17 protein-coding genes are annotated in these 20,958 nt (G+C 40.8%); 11 read left to right on the forward strand and 6 right to left on the reverse strand.

Features of this window, described 5'->3' with window-relative positions:
- Positions 1–56 precede the first annotated feature (56 nt).
- Entirely contained in the window at positions 57–1,025 is a 969-nt protein-coding gene (locus tag H6G59_RS17195; RefSeq protein WP_190716497.1) for a DUF1517 domain-containing protein, read from the reverse strand.
- Between the two features lie 1,336 nt (positions 1,026–2,361).
- On the opposite strand from H6G59_RS17195, the gene H6G59_RS17200 reads away from it, so the two are divergent.
- Positions 2,362–3,600: a glycosyltransferase family 4 protein gene (locus H6G59_RS17200; protein ID WP_190716499.1), complete on the forward strand. Its 1,239-nt coding sequence runs from the start codon at positions 2,362–2,364 to the stop codon at positions 3,598–3,600.
- Positions 3,601–3,716: 116 nt separating this feature from the next.
- Here H6G59_RS17200 and thiS read toward each other — a convergent pair whose 3' ends face one another.
- Positions 3,717–3,929 (reverse strand): sulfur carrier protein ThiS, encoded by a 213-nt coding sequence (thiS, locus tag H6G59_RS17205; RefSeq protein ID WP_190716501.1) that lies wholly within the window; start codon positions 3,927–3,929, stop codon positions 3,717–3,719.
- A gap of 172 nt (positions 3,930–4,101) precedes the next feature.
- Complete coding sequence (locus H6G59_RS17210; RefSeq protein WP_190716503.1) at positions 4,102–5,145, reverse strand: thiamine phosphate synthase; 1,044 nt, start codon at positions 5,143–5,145, stop codon at positions 4,102–4,104.
- Positions 5,146–5,340: 195 nt separating this feature from the next.
- Here H6G59_RS17210 and H6G59_RS17215 point away from each other — a divergent pair, with 195 nt between their 5' ends.
- Positions 5,341–7,008: a DUF1565 domain-containing protein gene (locus tag H6G59_RS17215; RefSeq protein WP_190716505.1), complete on the forward strand. Its 1,668-nt coding sequence runs from the start codon at positions 5,341–5,343 to the stop codon at positions 7,006–7,008.
- Positions 7,009–7,198: 190 nt separating this feature from the next.
- Here H6G59_RS17215 and H6G59_RS17220 read toward each other — a convergent pair whose 3' ends face one another.
- From H6G59_RS17220 to H6G59_RS17230, 3 genes are all read right to left on the reverse strand, one after another.
- Positions 7,199–7,885, reverse strand: a complete 687-nt coding sequence (locus H6G59_RS17220; RefSeq protein WP_242038905.1) for a hypothetical protein — start codon at positions 7,883–7,885, stop codon at positions 7,199–7,201.
- A gap of 155 nt (positions 7,886–8,040) precedes the next feature.
- Positions 8,041–10,110 carry an S-layer homology domain-containing protein gene (locus H6G59_RS17225; protein ID WP_190716509.1) on the reverse strand — a complete coding sequence of 690 codons (2,070 nt, stop codon included), beginning with the start codon at positions 10,108–10,110 and terminating at the stop codon, positions 8,041–8,043.
- Positions 10,111–10,171: 61 nt separating this feature from the next.
- The gene (locus tag H6G59_RS17230) at positions 10,172–11,479 is read right to left on the reverse strand and encodes an RNA-guided endonuclease InsQ/TnpB family protein (protein WP_190716512.1); all 1,308 of its coding nucleotides are present in this window, start codon (positions 11,477–11,479) and stop codon (positions 10,172–10,174) included.
- Between the two features lie 430 nt (positions 11,480–11,909).
- Between H6G59_RS17230 and H6G59_RS17235 the strand changes: the two genes are divergently transcribed.
- The 9 genes from H6G59_RS17235 to H6G59_RS17275 all read left to right on the forward strand — a co-directional run bounded on the left by H6G59_RS17235 (position 11,910) and on the right by H6G59_RS17275 (position 20,354).
- Entirely contained in the window at positions 11,910–12,914 is a 1,005-nt protein-coding gene (locus tag H6G59_RS17235; RefSeq protein WP_190716661.1) for an ABC transporter ATP-binding protein, read from the forward strand.
- On the forward strand, positions 12,915–13,727 hold the full coding sequence (locus H6G59_RS17240) for an ABC transporter permease (protein ID WP_190716514.1): 813 nt from the start codon (positions 12,915–12,917) through the stop codon (positions 13,725–13,727).
- A 123-nt stretch (positions 13,728–13,850) separates the two neighbouring features.
- On the forward strand, positions 13,851–15,596 hold the full coding sequence (locus H6G59_RS17245; protein ID WP_190716516.1) for a GldG family protein: 1,746 nt from the start codon (positions 13,851–13,853) through the stop codon (positions 15,594–15,596).
- Between the two features lie 214 nt (positions 15,597–15,810).
- Positions 15,811–16,428 carry a DUF4340 domain-containing protein gene (locus H6G59_RS17250; RefSeq protein ID WP_190716518.1) on the forward strand — a complete coding sequence of 206 codons (618 nt, stop codon included), beginning with the start codon at positions 15,811–15,813 and terminating at the stop codon, positions 16,426–16,428.
- Between the two features lie 14 nt (positions 16,429–16,442).
- Complete coding sequence (gene purU, locus H6G59_RS17255) at positions 16,443–17,294, forward strand: formyltetrahydrofolate deformylase (RefSeq protein WP_190716520.1); 852 nt, start codon at positions 16,443–16,445, stop codon at positions 17,292–17,294.
- A 91-nt stretch (positions 17,295–17,385) separates the two neighbouring features.
- On the forward strand, positions 17,386–18,183 hold the full coding sequence (locus H6G59_RS17260; protein WP_190716522.1) for a CBS domain-containing protein: 798 nt from the start codon (positions 17,386–17,388) through the stop codon (positions 18,181–18,183).
- A 250-nt stretch (positions 18,184–18,433) separates the two neighbouring features.
- Positions 18,434–18,991, forward strand: coding sequence for a recombination mediator RecR (recR, locus tag H6G59_RS17265; protein ID WP_199320867.1), 558 nt, complete (start codon positions 18,434–18,436; stop codon positions 18,989–18,991).
- 98 nt (positions 18,992–19,089) lie between these two features.
- On the forward strand, positions 19,090–19,569 hold the full coding sequence (locus tag H6G59_RS17270) for a YbjN domain-containing protein (RefSeq protein WP_190716524.1): 480 nt from the start codon (positions 19,090–19,092) through the stop codon (positions 19,567–19,569).
- 47 nt (positions 19,570–19,616) lie between these two features.
- Positions 19,617–20,354 carry a lipoate--protein ligase family protein gene (locus H6G59_RS17275; protein WP_190716663.1) on the forward strand — a complete coding sequence of 246 codons (738 nt, stop codon included), beginning with the start codon at positions 19,617–19,619 and terminating at the stop codon, positions 20,352–20,354.
- Positions 20,355–20,958: the final 604 nt, after the last annotated feature.

Genomic DNA, 20,958 nt, shown 5'->3' on the forward strand with positions numbered 1-20,958 from the left:
CCATACAGAGTATGGGAACGAGAAACGAGAAATTTTCCTACATAACGAAAGCTTGGTTAAACCAACTTCAAATCAGGATACTCAGCAAACAAATCATCTGTAGTCAAAGTATCACCTTCGGCTTGAGGAGTCCACAACACTTCAAGGGCTAAAAGTTGCTCACCAGGAAGACTACCAATTTGTCGCAAAGCTTGACGTAAATCATCGGCGCTATTAATTTGGGGAATTTCAAATTTACCCAAAGTTGCAGCTAATAAAGTGACAATCAGATATTCTCCAGGCCCTTCACTAATCAGACGAGTGGGATTATCGACTTCACCGGGTAATTCTTTAGCCAGAACGGATTTTAGCTGATTGTTAACATTAGAAAGAGTTTCTTCGCTAAACTTGCTGCGTTCAGCCAATGACAAACGGTTAAATTGTGATTCAGCCGCATTTAATTTCACTTGTTGGCTACCACCACCGGCATATACCCAATATTCAGGATGACGTAGTAAAGCCAAACTCGCTTCTTGCAAAATTTCTGTTCTCCCTTCTGGGGTGTTGGTATCAGCTTTTTCGGCAATTTGGTTAAGTTCGGTTTGTAAACCTCTAGCTTGTGCTAATAAACCTACTTGTAAACGAGTGACAGAAACACCGGGATTGCTGTTGTAGCTTACTTCTTCACCTTCTGGACTGCTAACACGGCGGAAACTTTGGACTAAGAAATTAGCGATCGCAAAAAAGATTAAAATACCAAACAACCCGCCAAAACCTCCCCCAATACCCCACAAGGGAAGTAAGAACGGAAAACCAAAACCACCACCAAAACCGCCACCAGGATAATATCCCCCACCACCAGGTGCGTAGGTGCGTGGTGTATAAGTCCGGCTAGAAGGCATTCTAAAAGAACCCCCACCAATACGTCCACCACTGCGTGCAGCTAAAGCACCATCAGCATTCCCCAGTGCTAAAGCCAGCACCAGACTGAGGACAAAGGTGATTTTTAACAGGGGTTTGAAGATTCTTTGTATTTTTTTATGCATAACTAATCTGGAATTGCAGTATTTTTAAGTTTTCTCCCCCATTGGTAGGAGACAATAGCCACAAGCAAGTGCAGTACCACTCAGCAGACTTTTAAGCCTGTTAAGAGTTCCCTATTCCCTGTTCACTGCTATATATATCCAATCTACAGGGTATTATCTTGGGTTGACAGCAAACGCAGGGGGGATTTCTCGCGTAGATAACCGTACCGCGAAACATCTTTGCAAATACAGAACTTTGGAATCAATTAAAATAATTCGTAATTCGTAATGCCTCTTTCAGAGGAGCTATGCCTACGGCACGCTACGCGAACGCTAACGTAATTCGTAATTCGTAATAGTTAAGCAGTATAAGGATACGCTGAAGCGAACAACCCGACTTGATATTAAGTTAGGTGGGCGTGAGATAACCAAAATGCGTGAAGAAAAGTCAATAAGGCTCAGACTCTTTTCCCCCTACCTTGTCCCAACGATAATTATTTACACCAACCTATTTCTTCCCTTCTGTATTCACTGTAATTAAACCAAAAATCTTACTTCATAAACTGACACATACCCAGATAATTTTTTTCTCATCAGGACTAATTTTTTTCCGGATAGGGAAATAATATTCAGCACATATTGGCAGGGGGTTAGAGTAATGATAGCTGCTATAAATACAGATCCAATCAATAAAAAAATAACAAGTACCACGTATGTCTCTGAGTGGAAATTATCAACATCTGTACAGAGGTAAAAATATACGAATTGGTAGTTTATTCTGTTGCCCACAAGAGAATAAACACCTTCAATGTCAGGATAAACAAGGCAAAATTTTACAATAGCATGAACAAATATAAATCATTCTTAGGAAATACAATCTATTGCCTAAAGTATCAATTTATTAGAGATATTTTGGCAATTTGGCATGGATTTTGGACATATTTAGGCTAGTCTATTAATATCAGCTAGATTTAGTAATTTCACCAGCATTCTCCAAGAAATTGCCACAATCCTATCCGCGATAAAATCTAGCTCAAGTTGATTATGCCAAAAAATAACCCATCATATCGTGTCCGTTTGAATAGTTATCATTAGGGAACCGCACGGTGATGGGTCGAGTTTTTTTTTGAACAGCAATTACCCGGACTTGATATCAATAGTCAATTGCCGACAAAAATATAAACAAGCCAATTTAAAAATCAATCTCCCTTCATTGTTAATTCTTGATTTTCAATTCCGAATCTTGACAAAATAATCAGCCAGATCAGCTATGAGTGTTCAAATTCACTTATCGCCAATCAAACTGCGACAAATTAACAATTAGTTCAAGGATATCAAGTTTATTAAAAACATCATCATGGAACATATTTCACAACTAGGGACACAATTTAGGGACAATACAACTTATCCAGATATCCTAGTTATCTCCCGAATCTTCCGTCCGCAAGAGGCTGTAATTGGGGAATATGTATATAATCGCTGTTTGCAAGATCCAGACAGAGTCATTGTATTAGCCGCTGGTTGTTCAGGAGATAAAATATTTGACAAAGCGCAAAATTTTCCAGTTTATCGCTGGCCATACTTTAGTTTCTGCTGTGGTAATGTATTGAGCAAGATATTCAAGTCTTTTTTTAATATTATTTGCTCATTATTACTAGCCATTAAGCTATATTTCCGCTATCGTTATCGCTACATTGAATGGTGTCATGGTGAAGATTTTATAGCTTTGTTAATACTCAGTTATATCTTACCTATTCGATTTTTCATCTACCTCCACGGTAATGACTTGGTTAGTATTACATCTAATCCTTTGTGGAGATGGCTATTTAAAATTACCCTAAAACGGGCAGAAGGAATTGTATGTCACAGTTCCTATATCAGAGATACTTTAAGAAGTAAATTTCGCGTAGATACTCCTACCCACGTCATTAACCCAGTAGTCAGACCAGAAAAATTTGGTACTCCCACCAGTCCTAGTCATCTCGACGAATTACGCGTTCGCTTACGTCAAGTTTACAACATTCCCGAAACAGCAATTGTGATTCTCTCAGTTGGTAAATTGCTCAAACATAAAAACTTCGACCGAGTCATAGATAACATCCCCTTACTATTAACTGTTGGTGTAGATGTTCACTACATAATTTGCGGTGAAGGTTTCTGTGAACCACAGCTAAAAAATCTATCCCAGCGTTTGCGAGTAGATAAAAGAGTACACTTTGCTGGCTATGTAGCCGAACGGGAATTAGCCAGTTATTATGCAGCCTGCGACATTTTCGCCATGCTAACTGTAGAGTCAGAAAAAGCTAAAAACATAGATAATTTTGGCATGGTTTATTTAGAAGCAGAATACTTTGGTAAACCTGTAATTGCTTCTCGCTTAGGGAGTATTTTAGACACAGTTCACCATGAAGAGAATGGACTGTTGGTAAATCCAGATTCAGGCTATGAAGTTTTACAAGCCTTTAAGCGTTTGTGTCAAGACAAACAACTACGGGAAAAATTTGGTCGTCAAGGACAAGAACTAGCTAAACGCAAAACCTATCACCGTTGGCTATATGCACCTGAATCTCGTTATTCTTGTTTATTGAATTATTAATTGGTGATTGGTGATTGGTGATTGGTCATTGGTCATTAGTCATTCCTCCCTGTTACCGCGTCCCCGTGTCTCTCCATCTCCGCGTCCCCGCGTCTCCCCATCTCCCTACCTTCTTTCTATCCACCACCAACAATAGTCACCACTTCCAAGCGATCGCCATTTTCGATTTTAGTCTCTGACCAAAACTGACGGTGTAAGATTTCACCATTGTATTCCACCGCCACTAACCGGGGATTAAAACCCAACTGCTGAAGTAACTCAGGTAAAGACGTTTCGGATACACAACTCTGTGTTTCCCCATTGACTTGCAAAATAACTTTAGAATTCATAATCCGTAATTCGTAATTCGTAATTCTTAATTCTTAATTGAAAACAGGGGAGATGGGGAGACACGGGGATGGGGAGACGCGGGGACACGGAGACGCGGTGACGCGGAGAAAATGACCAATGACTAATGACCAATCACCAATCACCAATCACCAATCACCAATCACCAATCACCTACTTCCGATAAAGTTGGGAAATAAAATACTGTGTGACTAACGTCGGTTGTTCAGATTGCATGAGCGATCGCACCACAGCCACTTTTTGCGCTCCCGCATCAATTACATCATTAATATTACTCGTATCTATTCCCCCAATCGCCACCCAGGGAATTGGACAATTTTGAGCCGCATAGCTGACATATTCTAAACCTGTTGCTGCCTTACCTACTTTTGTCGGCGTTTCATATACTGGCCCCACACCAATATAATCTGCACCTTCCGCAATTGCCCCTTGCATTTCTTGAGGATTTGTGGTAGAGCGTCCTATCAAACGCTGCGATCCTAGTAATTGTCGGGCAATAGCAATAGGAATATCTTGTTGTCCCAAATGCACCCCATCAGCATTGACAGCCAAAGCCAAATCTACCCGGTCATTGATAATGAACAAAGCCCCATAATCATCACATAACTGCCTAAGTTTCCTAGCTCTTTCCAGACGAATCACATCATCAGCCGTTTTTTCTCGATACTGTAGCAGCGTTAAACCACCTTTGAGAGCCGCTTCCACAATCTCAAATAAATTATCTACCGGAGACGTTACCAAATATAAGCGCGATCGCCATAATAATTGATGGCGCTGATAACCCATTAAATTACTTTCTAGGGTATAAACCTGATAGCGCATTTGCTTAAAAGCACTACCCATATTTGGGTCATACAGCTTGCCATATTCCTCCAGCACCCTCAGTGCTTCTTGAACACGACAAAAATTGGCTTGCAACAACGATGTAATATTAGCTCGTTGTTCTTCTTGGGGATGGGTTAAATCAGTCCCAGCATCACCTGGAGTATCTCGTGCCGCCCTCATTTGTGCCGTATGCCAGCTACCTACCTCTTGACGTAGGTGCTTACAGACCCCAGCTAACTGGGCATCATTTAAGCCAAAGCGACACCATTCCTCAATAATTCGCAGACCCTCACGAGCGCGGTCTAAGTTTGCGTCTAAAATGCGGTAAACCACTTGCTGTACTTGCTGTTTTTGGCTGTGGGCTTCGACCATTACAACAACTCCGTTGTTAGTCCAATCATAAAACCTCCAGCCTGTTTCATAATATTTGTATCATTAACTATTTACTAAACTAATTTGCATGAAAAATAGCCAATTGGTCAAATTATGAGTCATATTATTCACATAATATTACTGTATGAAAGTATAAAACTTCAGTGTGTGTTCTAGAGGAGTTAGTTAAATTTGATGCCTCACTTTAAATTTTTTTATAACCACAAAGCAGATATCCTGCCAACAAAGCTGGTTTTTCCTCAACTAGGCAGATATTCAGATTGGCCTGCCTCAATATTGAGTTTAAGCTTTGCTTTAGGAATCGTGAGTATAGCACTTTTAAACACAAGTTTTAGCAGCGCCATTGCCCAGATTACCATCTCAGAAGAACGGAAACTTGACAACGAGAAAATACTCTCTCAGGTTAACGTCCTATTTGTCAACCCAAGTGCTGGAGATGACAAAGTAGGTAATGGTAGCGCGAGCGCTCCTTGGAAGACAATTACCCAAGCCTTACAAGTAGCACAGCCTAATAGTCTCATTATCCTCTCGCCAGGTACATACAGTGCCAAAACCGGAGAAGTATTTCCCTTATTCCTCAAACCAGGTGTAGCCATTCAAGGAGACATTCGCAACAAAGGCAGAGATATCAAAATTATTGGCGGTGGCGAATACCTCAGTCGTAGCTTTGGTGGTCAAAACGTTACCATTGTTGGTGCTAACCAAACAAGCTTAACTGGAGTCACTCTCACCAACAGCAATCCCCGTGGATATGGTTTATGGCTGGAATCAACCAATCTCCTAGTTCAGGAAAATACATTCACTGCTAATACCCAAGATGGAATTTCCGTCACAGGCAATGCTACACCGACTATTAGCAACAATTATTTTTACCGCAATGGCGCTAATGGGATCACTGTGACTGGTAATTCCCGTCCTGAAGTCCTGGAAAATGTCTTTCAACAAACTGGTTTTGGCATTAACATTGCCCAGAATGCTGCTCCCCTCATTATCGGCAATCAAATTCTCAACAACAGATCAGGAATTATTGCACAAGCCAATACCCGCCCGACTTTGCGGAATAATTTAATTGCAGGCAGTCAAGAAGATGGGTTGGTCATCATTGCCCAAGCTACACCAGATTTAGGAAACTTCACTGAACCAGGTGGAAATCAATTTCGGAATAACGGTCGCTATGATATTAATGCTAAAGCTGCCAAGCAGCTAATCTCTGCCCCAGGCAACAACCTAGCCAAAAACCGCATCATTGGCAATGTAGATATTAACGCCAGAACAGCCCCTATAGCCAGAAACTCTCCACCTGATTCTTTCTCCCTACAGGAAACACCTCAAGGCAGAGAAATTGTCTTTGCTGCCCCCACAATTACCACAACTCCCAATCAGTATTTAGCTATAGTACCCAGTGACAGAACTACTTCCCCAAACGGTCAACTATCACCAATACCAGCTAATGTGCAAACTTCTTTCCCCAGCAATAATTCCCAGCTAACTACCTCTGGAGAACAATCAGATACACGGCAATTAAATTATGTGCGAATTGAGCCGGGAGTCATTGAGTTTACTGCACCTCAAGCATCTCTCCCTAACAATTCAGTAATAATATCAGCACCTAAACTTTATACAACTACTTCCAGGAGTGTACGTTATCGTGTCATAGTTCCAGTTACAAATAACCAACAGCGAGAAGTAGTGCTTTCCGTAGCCCCTGATGCTTTTTCCAAAACCTGGCAAGGTCGTAAAGTCATGCAAGTTGGAACTTTTAGTAGTCAAAATAACGCCAGTGAAATGGTGCAAATTTTGAGTAGTAAAGGTTTAAAAGCGATTATTCAACCCTTGAATTAATTCGTAATTCGTAAACAGGGAACAAGGAACAGGGAACAGGGAACAGGTAATTATTAATTTTCCTCGCGTCCCCCCATCTCCGCGTCCCCCCATCTCCCCATCTCCCCATCTCCCCATCTCCCCATCTCCCCATCTCCCCATCTCCCCATCTCCCCATCTCCGTGTCCCCTGCACCCTGCCCCCTAAACCATTACACAGCAAATTCCGGCTCTTCTCCTGTCATCGCTTTGAGTTTAGATGTGAAGGATTCAGAGCGATCGCTCCTTTGGGGCGTAAACTGTCCAATTGGAGGGTTATTAGCATTTTCTGGCAGCTGTTTTAGCTCTTTGGCTGGAATCAAACTCCCCTGAGTCATCAGCTTTTGACTAACAGCTGTCGCTAACTGCCTTTTACTTATATCCGTCGCTACTTTAAAAGAAGGAGATGTTAAAACGCGCCCTTCTTGCTCACTATTTGCTAAAGATTGAGTGGGAAGCTTACTTTCTTGGTAAGCAGTCCCAACTTTAGCAGGAATTAATTGAGCATTTTTTGTTTGTTCAATCGGCGGTGCTTGTGGTAACTGTGGTAAAACTGGTGGAGATATTTTGGTTAAGCTTTCCGGAAATTTGCTGCAAATCAGGCGTTCAAATTCCATATTGAAATGATAAATCACCTCTCCCCGCCGGAGCCAAAAAGTTAAAATTTGTTGTACTGATATCGCTTTATAACGACCTTGATACAGTGCTTCGACCACTGCCAAGTGTAACCAATGCAGTGGGTATTCTCGTCGCCAGCTGTTAATTAATTCACTGGCACTATACCCACTCAGTTCAAAACTATAATGAACTAATAATTTAGCGGCTAATTCTGCGGACGTATCTGGGGCTGTTGTTAGCATGGGGCTGTTAGTTCCAGGCAATAGGTATAAATGTTTCACCCATCGCATCTAGCCTAGCGTCTTTTTGGCTACATGAGTATTTTCTCATCAGCTGCAAATTTGATAGGCAGTGTTTTTCATTCTACTTGTCAATTGCTAATATGCAAAATAATACCTTACGTCAGTCCTATATAGGGTGAATTAATGGGTTTAGTACGCTTTAAGGCAACTAATGCCTGATATATCATAGCTGCAACTTCCGCCCTTGTGGCATCCCTTGTGGGTGCAAGTAGCTGAGGATCTGGATAATTCACAATCATTTTCTGTTGGGTGGCAGTGGCGATCGCACTTCGGGCATATTCTGGAATAGACTTTCTATCGCTGTAAGCCAGTGAGACATTATTCTCAGCTGCTGGTAGTCCTAATCCGTTCACCAGGGAAACAATCACCTGTAACCGTTGCACATTCTGATCGGGGCGAAATGTGCGATCGCTAAATCCGCTCACAAAACCACCTCTGGCAGCCGTTTGTATGGCTTTAGCTGCCCAAAAATCTGGAGGGACATCAGTAAATTCTGTGGCTTGGCGTTTGGCTATGGGGTTAAAAGCGGCCGCGACTAAAGCCGTATATTGGGCGCGAGTCATGGGTTTATCTGGTCGATAACTCCCATCTGCAAAACCTTGAGTTAAGCTCATACTCACTAAGGCACGGATAAATGGTTCTGCCCAGTGTCCTACTAAATCAGAGAAGGAGGGAATCTCTGTTTCTGGTTTGACAATATAAGGAGAAGAGATGGCTTCTACTGAACCTCTAGCGACTAAAGCCTGATAAATTAAAGCTGTCACCTCAGCACGAGTAATTTCTCGTAATGGTTCTAGTAATCCTGTTTGCGGGTAATTAACTACTAATAATTTTTGCGTAGCAACTGTAACTGCATTGATAGCATAACTGGGAATTTGAGCGCGATCGCTATACACTGTTAACCCATTGGGATTGCCACCGGTCAATTTTAAACCATTGACAATTGAGACTATTGCCTGAACCTTGGTTAAATTCTGCCCTGGTCGAAATGTCCCGTCGGGAAAGCCACTGAGAAAACCCCCATCAACTGCACTGGCAATAGCAACTGCTGCCCAGAAGTCAGTTTTTACATCTTTAAATTTATCTAATTTATTACTAGTCAGTAGTTGAAAAGTTTTGGTAATTAAAGCCGCATATTGAGCGCGGGTAATTGGTGTGGATGGTTGAAAAGTACCATCAGGAAAGCCGCTAATCAAACCTTTGTTGACTAAGGCTTCTACAAAAGCCGCCGCCCAATGTCCATCTAAGTCAGAAAAACTGCTGCTAATTCCCACTTGACTGGGCGTTTCTGCTGTGGCAGCGATAAATTTTACCAATCCCTTCACCTGACTAGGATTCAACAGATTACCAACAGAAGTTAATGTTTGGGATGATAAATTTTGGACATCAAATTCACCTTGATCCCGAAAAATATTATCAGCGGGATCTTGGGCGCTACCTAAGTCAGGAACAGCGTTACCATTCACCAATAAACCACCTTGGCTATTTTTGGTAATCAGATTTCGCCGTAGTACAGGACTTGCATCACGAGAAAGTGCGATCGCTATCCGGTTTTCTGAAAGCTTATTATTTGCCAGCAGTGGCGCAGCAAAATCACTAATTGCTATCCCTATAGGGTTATTTTGAAAACTATTCCGCAGCACTTCCCCCTTGCTATTACGTGCCATCATTAACCCGCTGGACACATTCTGCACAAACACATTATCTAGAATTGCCGGTTTAGCATTACCAGTCGTAAATATTCCTTCCCTTCCACATTTACTGAAGGTATTATTAGCCAAAGTTGGTGCTGTCGATTCAATCCAAATACCTGTACCCTTAGAGATAGAATTCGTCACCGTTACACCCAACAGACTGGCATCACCTAGCAACAGCATAGTGATATTTTGCAGACCAAAACTAGGACTTTGATACTCACCACCTCCAGTAATCACAATTAAGTTACCTTTGTTAGCTTCGTTACCCACCACTAACATCTGTGTGGGAATAATCAAGGGAAAAACTTCACCACTAGCGGTGCTGTAAGTTCCTGGTGCTAACTGAATAATGGTAGATGTTGTGGTAGCTTTGAGGGCGCGGGTAATAGTTTTAAAAGGGCTTAACCGGGAGCCTGCATTAGTATCATTACCTGCCACAGGGTTTATATAGATTGTAGCAACAACCATAATTTATAATTTATACTTTGTAATTTATAGTTTATAGTTCCAAAAAGCATAAACAAATATCTCATGCCATTTGTTTGCCGGGAATAACCCCGACGGGGCGAAATACAACGCCACGCCACTTGCTACAAGTCGGGAAACCCGCCCAACGCAGTGGCTCCCCTATCCCTAGACTAAAAGCTGTCGGGACTACTTTTCTTAAAATATTCAGACTACCATTGACATCAGCATGAATCAATAAACCATTACCTGCTTGATAAAGCTTAGTCCTGATTCTACGACCACTAAATTTTACACTGAGCGTAGTCGAAGTGTTAACTTCTTTTGAGGCAGCTTCTCCATAAGTAGGAACAGGATCTTGGTCTAAAAAAGAAGCTACAGAAGTGTAAGACTCCTCAGAAACCAATACCTTTATCCCCACTAACTTCGCCTTATAACTCAACTGCTGTACAAATCTACTATGAGGAATACAAACAAAGTTTTGATTATTTCTGCTACCCAAATTAGCATTCTGTTTCCAGAATAGATTTTGACCAATTACTAAAGTCCCAATTCCACACTTCACTAAATGGTCAATAATTAACCGACTGGCTTTATGCAGATAATCATCTACTCGAAAATTCCGTTTTCTAGTTAAACTTTGTAATCGTTTAGATGTCTTTTGATGTGCAGGTAGTAAAGATTGTAAATTAGCTTTTCTGTGATTGTAATAACGATTAATTGATTTGACAATCCGCCCAGAAACCAGAACTGGTAAAAATCCCGGCTGGTTTGATGTTAAAGTTGCTAGATTATCTATTCCTAAATCAATCGCTGCTATGGAATTAGGGTCTAAACAATTATCTATTTCCTCTTTTTCATAGACAACTTCTACTACATAATGGTCAATTTTTGGGACAATTCTCACTTGATTGAGATTTCTATAGTCTACTTTTGTAGGAATGTGAGTCTGTGTTTGTGACAAGTGAATCAACCCAGCTTTCATTTTTGGTTTACTCACTGCCTGGGCTGTGTAAACTAATAAATGTCTGCCTTTTTCTTTGTGTTTATATTTGGGTAATTTCGGTCTGCCTAAAAATTTGGATTTATCTTCTGTGTATGCTTTAATTGCTGCAAAAAAACTTAACCAGTTGCGATGTATTCCTAATAAGACTTGTTGGGCAACTTTGGCTGGTAAGGCAAGGTATGGTTCTGTAGATTTTAATTGTTTTGCTAAACAATTGTAATCGAGGTATTTTTGAGCAAAAATAAAACTTTGACGAATATGGAAATTAGCATAATTGTAGAGGTTTTTAGCAGCAAAACATAACTGATCAATCTCCTGATAGTGGGGATGATTTCGTTGAATGATATGCCGCTCGACCAACTGCATACACTAGCTACTCTCTGTAGATGTTAGTAAATATATACTAACTTATGTTTCTACTTGTGTCTAATAACATTGTCGCTCATTTCCTTTTGCACCAGAAAGTCTGTATAAGTGATTTTAGCTGACTTATCGGTAATTAATGACTAGAGAGGACTATATTTGTCTATAAATTCTGCGAAGTTTTACAATACTTTATGATTTCTGCTTTCTGCTTTTGGTTTGTGAATACTTCTTTCTTTTATTTCCTTCTTTCTTCTCTTCGCGTCCTTTGCGTCTATCCCTGCGGGACACTGCGTGTTAGCAGAGCTTTCGCTTTAGCGATACGCGGTTCATTAAATCCAGTATTTTCTGGTAGTGCGCGAAAATCTCTCCACATTTCCTTCAGGAAAATGTCAATATTGTGGATGTTAAATTGCAACCAACCACAACACCAATGATAGAAGTTGAACATCTCAGTAAAATCTACGGCTCTACCTCAGCCATCACTGATGTCACCTTTAATGTCGAACCAGGAGAAATTTTAGGTTTATTGGGGCCAAATGGCGCAGGGAAAACCACAACCATGCGAATTTTAGCCGGCTATTTACCAGCAACCAAAGGTAAAGCCAAAATTGCAGGCTATGATGTCCATGAAAATTCCCTCGCAGTCCGGCAAAAAATCGGCTACTTACCGGAAACACCACCTTTATACCCCGAAATGACAGTTGAGGGTTTTCTGCACTTTGTAGCCCAAATTAAGGGGGTATCGGCAGGCGATCGCTCTCTCAAAGTCCAAGCCGCCATGCAACGCTGCAACTTAGAAGAAAAACGCAAAGTCATAATTCGCAAACTTTCTAAAGGCTATCGTCAAAGAGTTGGCATTGCCCAAGCCATAGTCCACGACCCCCCAGCGATTATTCTCGACGAACCCACCGTTGGACTTGACCCCCGACAAATCATCGAAGTGCGAAACTTAATCAAAAGCCTGGCCGGAACCCACACAATTATTCTCTCAACCCACATTCTCCCAGAAGTAAGCATGACCTGTAACCGCGTTGCCATCATTAATCGCGGTAAAGTCGTAGCCACCAATACCCCAGAAAACCTGATGACGCAATTGACCGGTGGTTCTGGATATGACCTAGAAATTACAGGAGAAGTGACGCTGGCAAAACAAGTGCTACAAAATGTATCAGGTGTGATTCTGGTAGAATCAATGCCGACCAGTTATCAAACCCAAACCCAAACCCAAAACCGTGGCCACCTGCGAGTCATATCGCAACCCGGAACCGAACCAGGTCAGAATATCGCTGCTGCTTTGATTCGGGGCGGATTCGGTTTATACGAAATGCGTCGTGTCAACGCCACTCTAGAAGATGTCTTTTTGCAACTGACCACAGAAGAAAAGAATTTACCCCCGGAAGTAGACTCAACAGACACAGAAGGAGAAGCCGCATAGATGGGTATAGTACTAGCTAATATCATTGCCATTTATCGCCGAGAACTACAGAGTTATTTTGTATCGCCCTTAGCTTATGGTATTGCAGCCATCTTTTGGTTTATCTCCGGCTTATTCCTCGTCATGATTTTGCTAGGGCCAGGAGGTATTTTGCCCACCGTAGCAGCCTATGACATCCAAGGACAACAATTAGGAGTCCCAGTCCCGCCCATAGATGTTCCTTATGAATTTGTACGGGCATTTTTAGACCGCATGGGGTGGCTGTTATTATTTATCCTACCCATACTTTCAATGGGACTTTATGCCGAAGAACGCAAACGGGGAACATTAGAACTATTAGCCACATCACCAATTACCAATTGGGCTGTAGCCGTCGGCAAATTATTAGGAGTGCTAACATTTTTGATCACATTGATTTTACCCCTATTAGGATTTGAAGCGATCGCACTCAGCAGTTCCAATCCCCCCATGTCACCCATCATTCCCTTACTCGGTCACTTAGGATTAATCTTACTAGCAGCAGCCATATTATCTTTAGGAATGTTTATTTCCTCATTAACAGACAGCACAATTTTATCAGCAGTTCTCAGTTTCGCAGTCATGATCTTGCTGTTATCTATTGATGCAATCGCCAAAAACATCCCCGGTCCCATAGGACAAGCATTAAGTCATCTTTCCCTACTCAAACATTACAACACCCTCGTCCAAGGAATTTTTGACACCAGCGCCTTAATATTATTTACCAGTTACATTATATTAGGCATCTTTCTCACAGCCCAATCAATTGATGCACTCCGCTTTCAAAGACAGTAAAGGCATAATCTTCCCCACCCAATCACCCATAGACATCTACCAAAAAATAATTTCATCCCCATTTCATCTGCGTTTATCTGCGTTTAATTATTCCAGGCCTTATTACAAAATTACAAATAAATAATGATTAAAAAACAACTTTGGAAACTAATATTTTGGCTAGGACCATTCTTCATATCTGTCGGCGTAACAGCAGGTATCATCACCCAAAAATGGGGATTAATCCCATTAGCATTTATAATTACAGGTTCTGTGATTTGCGGCTTGTGGATAATATTACAAAGTCAGCAAACTAAATGGTGGAAACAGCGTTCAACCCAAGCAGGTACAAATGCCTTAGCTGCGACTTTAGCAGTGTTAACCATTTTAGGATTAATCAACTTTTTAGGTACTCGCTACCACCTGCGGGCAGACTTAACCGAAACACAGTTATTTACCCTCGCCCCCCAATCAAAAGAATTGCTAAAAACCTTGCCACAAACCGCTAAAGTGTGGGTTTTTGCCAGAGATAAAGATCCTCAAGACCAAGAATTACTAGAAAATTTTCAGCGTCACAGTCAAAAATTTAAATTTGAATATATTGATCCTCAAATTAGACCAGGACTAGCAGAAAAATTTGGCGTTAAAGATTTTGGTGAAGTATATCTAGAATTTGAAAATAAACGGCAATTAGTGCAGACAGTCAATGAAAATGAACCTCTCTCAGAAGTAAAGTTAATTAATCGCCTCCAACAAATTACCAGCAATACTACCGCAAAAGTTTACTTTCTCCAAGGTCACGGGGAACACCAACTTACACCAGGTAAAGGTGCAATCTCCCAAGCAGTTCAGGGATTAATAGACAAAAACTTCACAACTTCACCATTGAACTTAGCAGAATCTTCCCAAGTTCCTGAAGATGCATCTGTTGTGATTTTAGCCGGCGCAAAACGAGAATTATTTGAGGGTGAAGTCCAAGCCTTACAAGACTATCTTAATCGTGGCGGTAACTTACTGTTGATGATTGACCCCAATACCAATCCTAAAATTGATAACTTGCTAAAAGATTGGGGTGTGGTATTAGATAATCGTTTGGCTATTGATATCTCTGGACAAAGTTTAGGACTTGGACCAGCAGCACCTCTAGTCTCAGAATATGGACAGCATCCTATTACTAAAGATTTCGGTAATGGTTATTCTTTTTATCCCCTAGTCCGACCTTTAGTAATTACTCCAGTTTCTGGTATTGAATCTATTCCTTTACTCAAAACTAAACCCTATCCTAACAGTTGGGCAGAAAGTGACCAGCAAAACGAAAAATTAGAGTTTAATGAAGGTAAAGACCTCAAGGGTCCTCTAACTTTGGGTGTGGCGTTAAAAAGAAATTTACCAGCCCAAGTTATCCCCACTCCAACAACTTCACCAACTCCAACAACTTCACCAACTCCAACAACTTCACCAACACCCACAACTTCACCAATTCCAACAACTTCACCAACACCAACAACTTCACCAACACCAACAACTTCACCAACACCAACAACTTCACCAACTCCAACAACTTCACCAACTCCAACAACTTCACCAACTCCAACACCAACAACTTCTCAACCTACTCCTAAAGAATCGCGGTTAGTAGTATTAGGAAACTCGGATTTTGCTACAGACGGCTTATTTGAACAACAATTAAATGGGGATGTATTTCTTAATTCAGTCACTTGGTTGAGTCAGCAAGATCAGCAACCTCTTTCAATTCGCCCCAAAGAACCAACAAATCGTCGCATCACCATGTCAACCAGTCAAGCAAATATTTTAATCATATCTTCTTTGTTGCTTTTGCCGTTAATTGGTTTGACAACAGGCACTATTATTTGGTGGAAACGAAGATAGATATTAGTCAATTAGGAGATAGGGACGCGGAGATGGGGTGATGGGGAGATGGGGAGATGGGGAGATGGGGAGATGGGGAGATGGGGTGATGGGGAGATGGGGAGATGGGGAGATGGGGAGAGAATAATTATTACCAATGACCAATCTCCAATGACTAATGACCAATGACTAATGACCAATGACTAATGACCAATGACCAATCTCCAATGACCAAATGAAACGCAGCACTTTAATTTTGATACTTTTAGCCCTGGGTTTGGGTGGTTTTGTTTACTTCTTTGAAACTAAAAATTCAACTCAGCAAGAAGAAACTAAAGAACAAAAACAGCAGCTTTTCTCTTTTGCTGCTGATGATATTCAGTCATTAACAGTAAAAACTAAAGATTACACTTTGAATCTAGAACATAGCAATAAACTTGAACCGCCAAAATGGTTAATCAAATCGCCAATATCAGAACCTGCAAATGATGCAATTGTCTCGTATTTGCTGGATTTATTGGTAAAAGGTAAAAGTGAAAAAACTTTATCAACTCCACTTAGTCAACTCCCAGAATTTGGTTTAGATAAACCTCAATCAACTATCGATATTAAACTCAAAAATCAGCAAACCCATCAGTTAAGTTTAGGAAAGTCTAATTTTAACAAGAGTTTTTTATATGCTCAAACTGACCCCAATATTCAAGAAAATGGTAAGATGAATCTATTGTTAGTATCTCCAGATTTTATCAATGCAGTAAATCGTGAATTATCCGAATGGAAACAAAACGCAAATAATCTTGAATCACAGCCTTTACCTCTTCTTCCTTTACCAACTCCCACCAATAGTAAATAAGTTATATTTATCTAATGAAGTCAACAGCAACTTTACTAATCTCCTGTCCTGACCAACGGGGATTAGTTGCCAAAATTGCCAATTTCATCTATGCTAATGGTGGTAATATTATCCATGCAGACCAACATACAGATGCTGCTGCTGGTTTATTTCTCACCCGCATAGAATGGCAGTTAGAAGGGTTTAATTTACCAAAAGATTTGATTGAACCAGCATTTAATGCTATTGGTCAACCTTTAGGCGCTACATGGGAATTACACTTTTCTGATACTGTTCCCCGGATAGCTATTTGGGTAAGTAAACAAGACCATTGTCTTTTTGATTTAATTTGGCGACAACGCGCTCAGGAATTTATTGCTGAAATTCCCATAATTATCAGCAACCATCCTGATTTACAGGGAGTAGCAGAACAATTTGGTATTGAATATCATCATATTCCCATTACTAAACATAATAAACTAGAACAGGAACTTAAACAACTAGAATTATTAAAAAAATACCAGATTGATTTAGTTGTTTTAGCAAAATATATGCAGATTGTTAGCGCAAACTTTATTAAAAAATTTCCTCAAATTATTAATATTCATCATTCATTTTTACCAGCTTTTATTGGTGCTAATCCCTATCATCGAGCTTTTGAAAGGGGTGTGAAAATTATTGGCGCAACAGCACATTATGCTACTGCTGATTTAGATGCGGGGCCAATTATTGAACAGGATGTGGTGCGGGTAAGTCACCGTGATGAAGTGGATGATTTAGTGAGAAAGGGTAAAGATTTGGAGAGAGTTGTGTTAGCTAGGGCAGTAAGATTGCATTTACAAAATCGCGTTTTAGTGTATGGAAATCGCACTGTTGTCTTTGAGTAAAGGAAATAGTCGCAGATGACATCTAGAGGACAGTAAAAATGTAGACTTTCATGAAATACTAGTCCTGCGGATGTTTTATTCCTAACGACAGATGAAACAGCTAAAATCCCGTTCTCAAGATTTACGAAGCTTATTTGAGAACAGTATCACCATAGAATATGTAGCCGAACCATTAAAAGCTGTAACGGCTGACGCAGATGTAACAGAAGTACTAGATTGTATGCAGTTACAGGATTTTGATGTAGTGGGAGTAAAAACAGGAGATACCATCAGCGGTTATGTAGAACTGACTACATTACTAAAAAGCCAATCTGGAAAATGCAGCGACTATCAACGGGTGTTTCATCCTCAAGAACTAGTCGCTATTTCCACCCCACTGATGAAGTTGTTTCCTATTCTGAAACAAACGCCAAGGTTATTTGTATTAGACTGTAATAAAGTAAGTGGTATTATTACTTGTGGTGACTTGCAAAAAGCTCCAGTGAGAATGTTGCTTTTTGGTTTGGTGACGCTGCTAGAAATGAATCTGTTACGACTGGTAAGGCTTTATTATCCTCAAGATTCTTGGCAAAAAGTCCTCAAGCCTGACCGTTTAGAAGCTGCTCAAAAGTTATGGCGTGAGAGTCAAGAAAGAAATGAAGCTACAGATTTATTAGATTATCTGCAATTTTGTGATAAACGAGAATTGGTATTGAATCAACCAGAACTTTTTCAGCAACTAGAACTGAAATCAAAGCGGTTTGGTGAAAGGTTCCTCAAATCGGCTGAACACTTGCGAAACCGTTTAGCGCACGCTCAAAGTTTAGTCAGTGGTTCCTCTTGGAAAGATTTGATTTCCTTAGCTGAGGACATGGAACGGTTGTTAGTTAGATGTGAAGAAATTGAATAATTATCAATATTAAGTAGTCGTGCAAAATCAATTTTATAGTTAGGAGAGGGAACAGGGAACAGGTAAGGAATACAGACATTCTTGTTTTCAATCAATATGTACAATTAATTTTGCTTGGGTACTTATTGTCAGTGCGATCGCACCACAAATACTCCAAACCCTCCCAAAAATGTCATCATAGTAAAGGTGAAAACATCTAGGAGACAAAACTACGGTTTACGCACGCCCTTTAGCCCGGTTAATTGAACAACTGCAACGCCTACCAGGAGTCGGTCCCAAATCCGCCCAGCGTCTAGCCTTGCATATTTTAAAGCGCCCAGAAGCAGAAGTCGAAGCCTTAGCACAAGCCCTCATTGATGCAAAAAAACAAATAGGCTTGTGTCAAGTTTGCTATCACCTCTCGGCTGAACCTGTATGTGAAATCTGCCGCAACCCCAACCGCGATAAGACAACTATCTGTGTAGTTGCAGATTCCCGTGATGTCATTGCACTGGAAAAAACCCGCGAGTATAAAGGTAAATATCATGTTTTAGGTGGGGTAATTTCCCCAATGGACGGTATTGGCCCAGAACAATTGACAGTCCAATCTTTAGTAAGGCGCGTCAGTCAGCAACAGCCCAAAGAAGTGATTATGGCCATTAGTCCCAGTATAGAAGGGGAAACAACCACATTATATATAGGACAACTACTAAAACCATTTACTAAAGTCACACGTATTGCTTTTGGTTTACCTGTGGGTGGTGATTTAGAATATGCTGATGAGGTGACTCTGGCTAGAGCAATGGAAGGACGACGAGAATTAGATTAGATATAGGGAATAGGGGATAGTGACTAAAACTAACCTTGCCTACAAACGATAAAGTAGATGTAGATTAAAGCAGTAACTATATTGAGGAATAAGTCTGTATGGCAACTTACCAAGAAACCTTAACTTCTGATCAATCTGTTGATGAACTCATTGCTGAAAGTACTAATCTCAACCATGTCGAAGTAATTGAAAGCGTCATTAGCACTCTCGAACAAGATAACAGTGCAATGGTTAGCCACAGTGAAAACGGTGCTTATCTGTGGAAATTTAAATATGGCAGCGTCGAAGTATTTGTACAACTCACAGGTTCAAGTGATGAAGATACTATCACAGTGTGGTCTGCGGTGTTGAAGTTACCCGCCAAAGATGAACCCAAATTAATGCGCCATCTGTTAGAGTTGAATTGCACAAGTACCTTTGAAGCTCGTTTTGGCATTATTGAAAATCAGATAGTTGTCATCTCGTCACGCACTTTAGCAGAGTTATCACCTAGCGAAGTTTCCCGCATAATTACCATCGTTGCTACCATAGCTGATAATAATGATGAAGAATTAGCAGCTGAGTTTGGTGCAGCTTAGGCAAATTTAGATTTTGGATTTGGGATTTTAGATTGGAATCTACAGCATTGCAAAATAAGCAGGTTTGGCGACTAATTCCCTTACTAGAAACTGCGGGTAATGTGCAAATGGCAATTGATTACTGGTTACTAGAACAGCACCAGTCAGGAAAGCATCCTCCAACTCTGCGGTTTTATACTTGGTCGCCACCCGCCATTTCCCTGGGCTATCATCAAAAACAATATCCTGAATCTTGGCAAAATTTAATCTGGCAAGGTGAAAAACTCGACTTGGTACGCCGTCCTAGTGGTGGAAGGGCAGTGCTGCACCAAGGCGATTTAACCTATGCTGTGGTGACATCTGGAATCATGGGCAGTCGTCTTCAAGCTTATGCCAAAATTTGTGAGTTTTTGATTCAAGGATGGCGATCGCTTGGCGTAGACTTAAACTATGGTCAAGCTGGGCGCGGTTATATCCACAACCCTAACTGTTTTGGCACTGCGACTGGTGCAGATTTAGTTTTAGCAAATGGTTCTAAACTCATTGGTAGCGCCCAACTCCGACGAGGTGAAGCAATTTTACAACATGGTTCCATTCGCTTAAATCCTGATACAGATTTATTTGGTCAAGTATTTGCTCAAGAGTCTTTTACCCCAGTCCAACTTCCACAAAATCTCAACAGAGAAACAATTATAGACGCTTTAATTATCGCCGCCTGTGATTGTTTTCATATGCAAATAGAATTACAACCACTTTCTGAAACTGAGTGGAAAGCAATTTCTGCACAATCTAATTTGATGAATTGAATTTATTAGCCAAAATAAAAAGCGCCTGGGAGTGTTACCGTGTTTCCACCCCAAGCGCTTTTTATATTCAACATTGCTCCTCACACAAATAGAATATATCACTAGTTAAATAAAAGCGCAAGTACTTTAATCAAAATCTTTATATTAGTAATTTTAATATGTCGTTTAAGGGGAAAATAAAAAACGCCTGGGAGTGTTGCCGTGTTTCCACCCCAAGCGTTTTTCGTTTCAACTTACTCCTCACACAAGGGTCAAATTATCACTTTTGAATTAAAGAATAAGTATCTTAAGTGCCACTTTCACAACTGCACCAGTCTGTCATAGTTCCAAAAAGCGGGGAGGGGGATGGGAAGACGCGGTGAGGGGGGACGCGGGGACGCGGAGAGGGGAAGACACGGTGAGGTGGAGAGGAGAAGATTCATTTGTGGGTTAAATTTAAGTGAGTTGATATAAGACCTCGACTGATATCTCTAATTCAGTAATTCAGGCGCTTATCTTTCAGGTAAGGTTTAACTCAATCTGAACGGTTCTTCGCGTCTCTTCCTCTCCCCTCATCTCTTCTTCCCCGCGTCCCCGTGTCCCCGTGTCCCCGCGTCTCTTCCTC

Source organism: Anabaena lutea FACHB-196 (assembly GCF_014698305.1).
Lineage (GTDB): Bacteria > Cyanobacteriota > Cyanobacteriia > Cyanobacteriales > Nostocaceae > Anabaena > Anabaena lutea.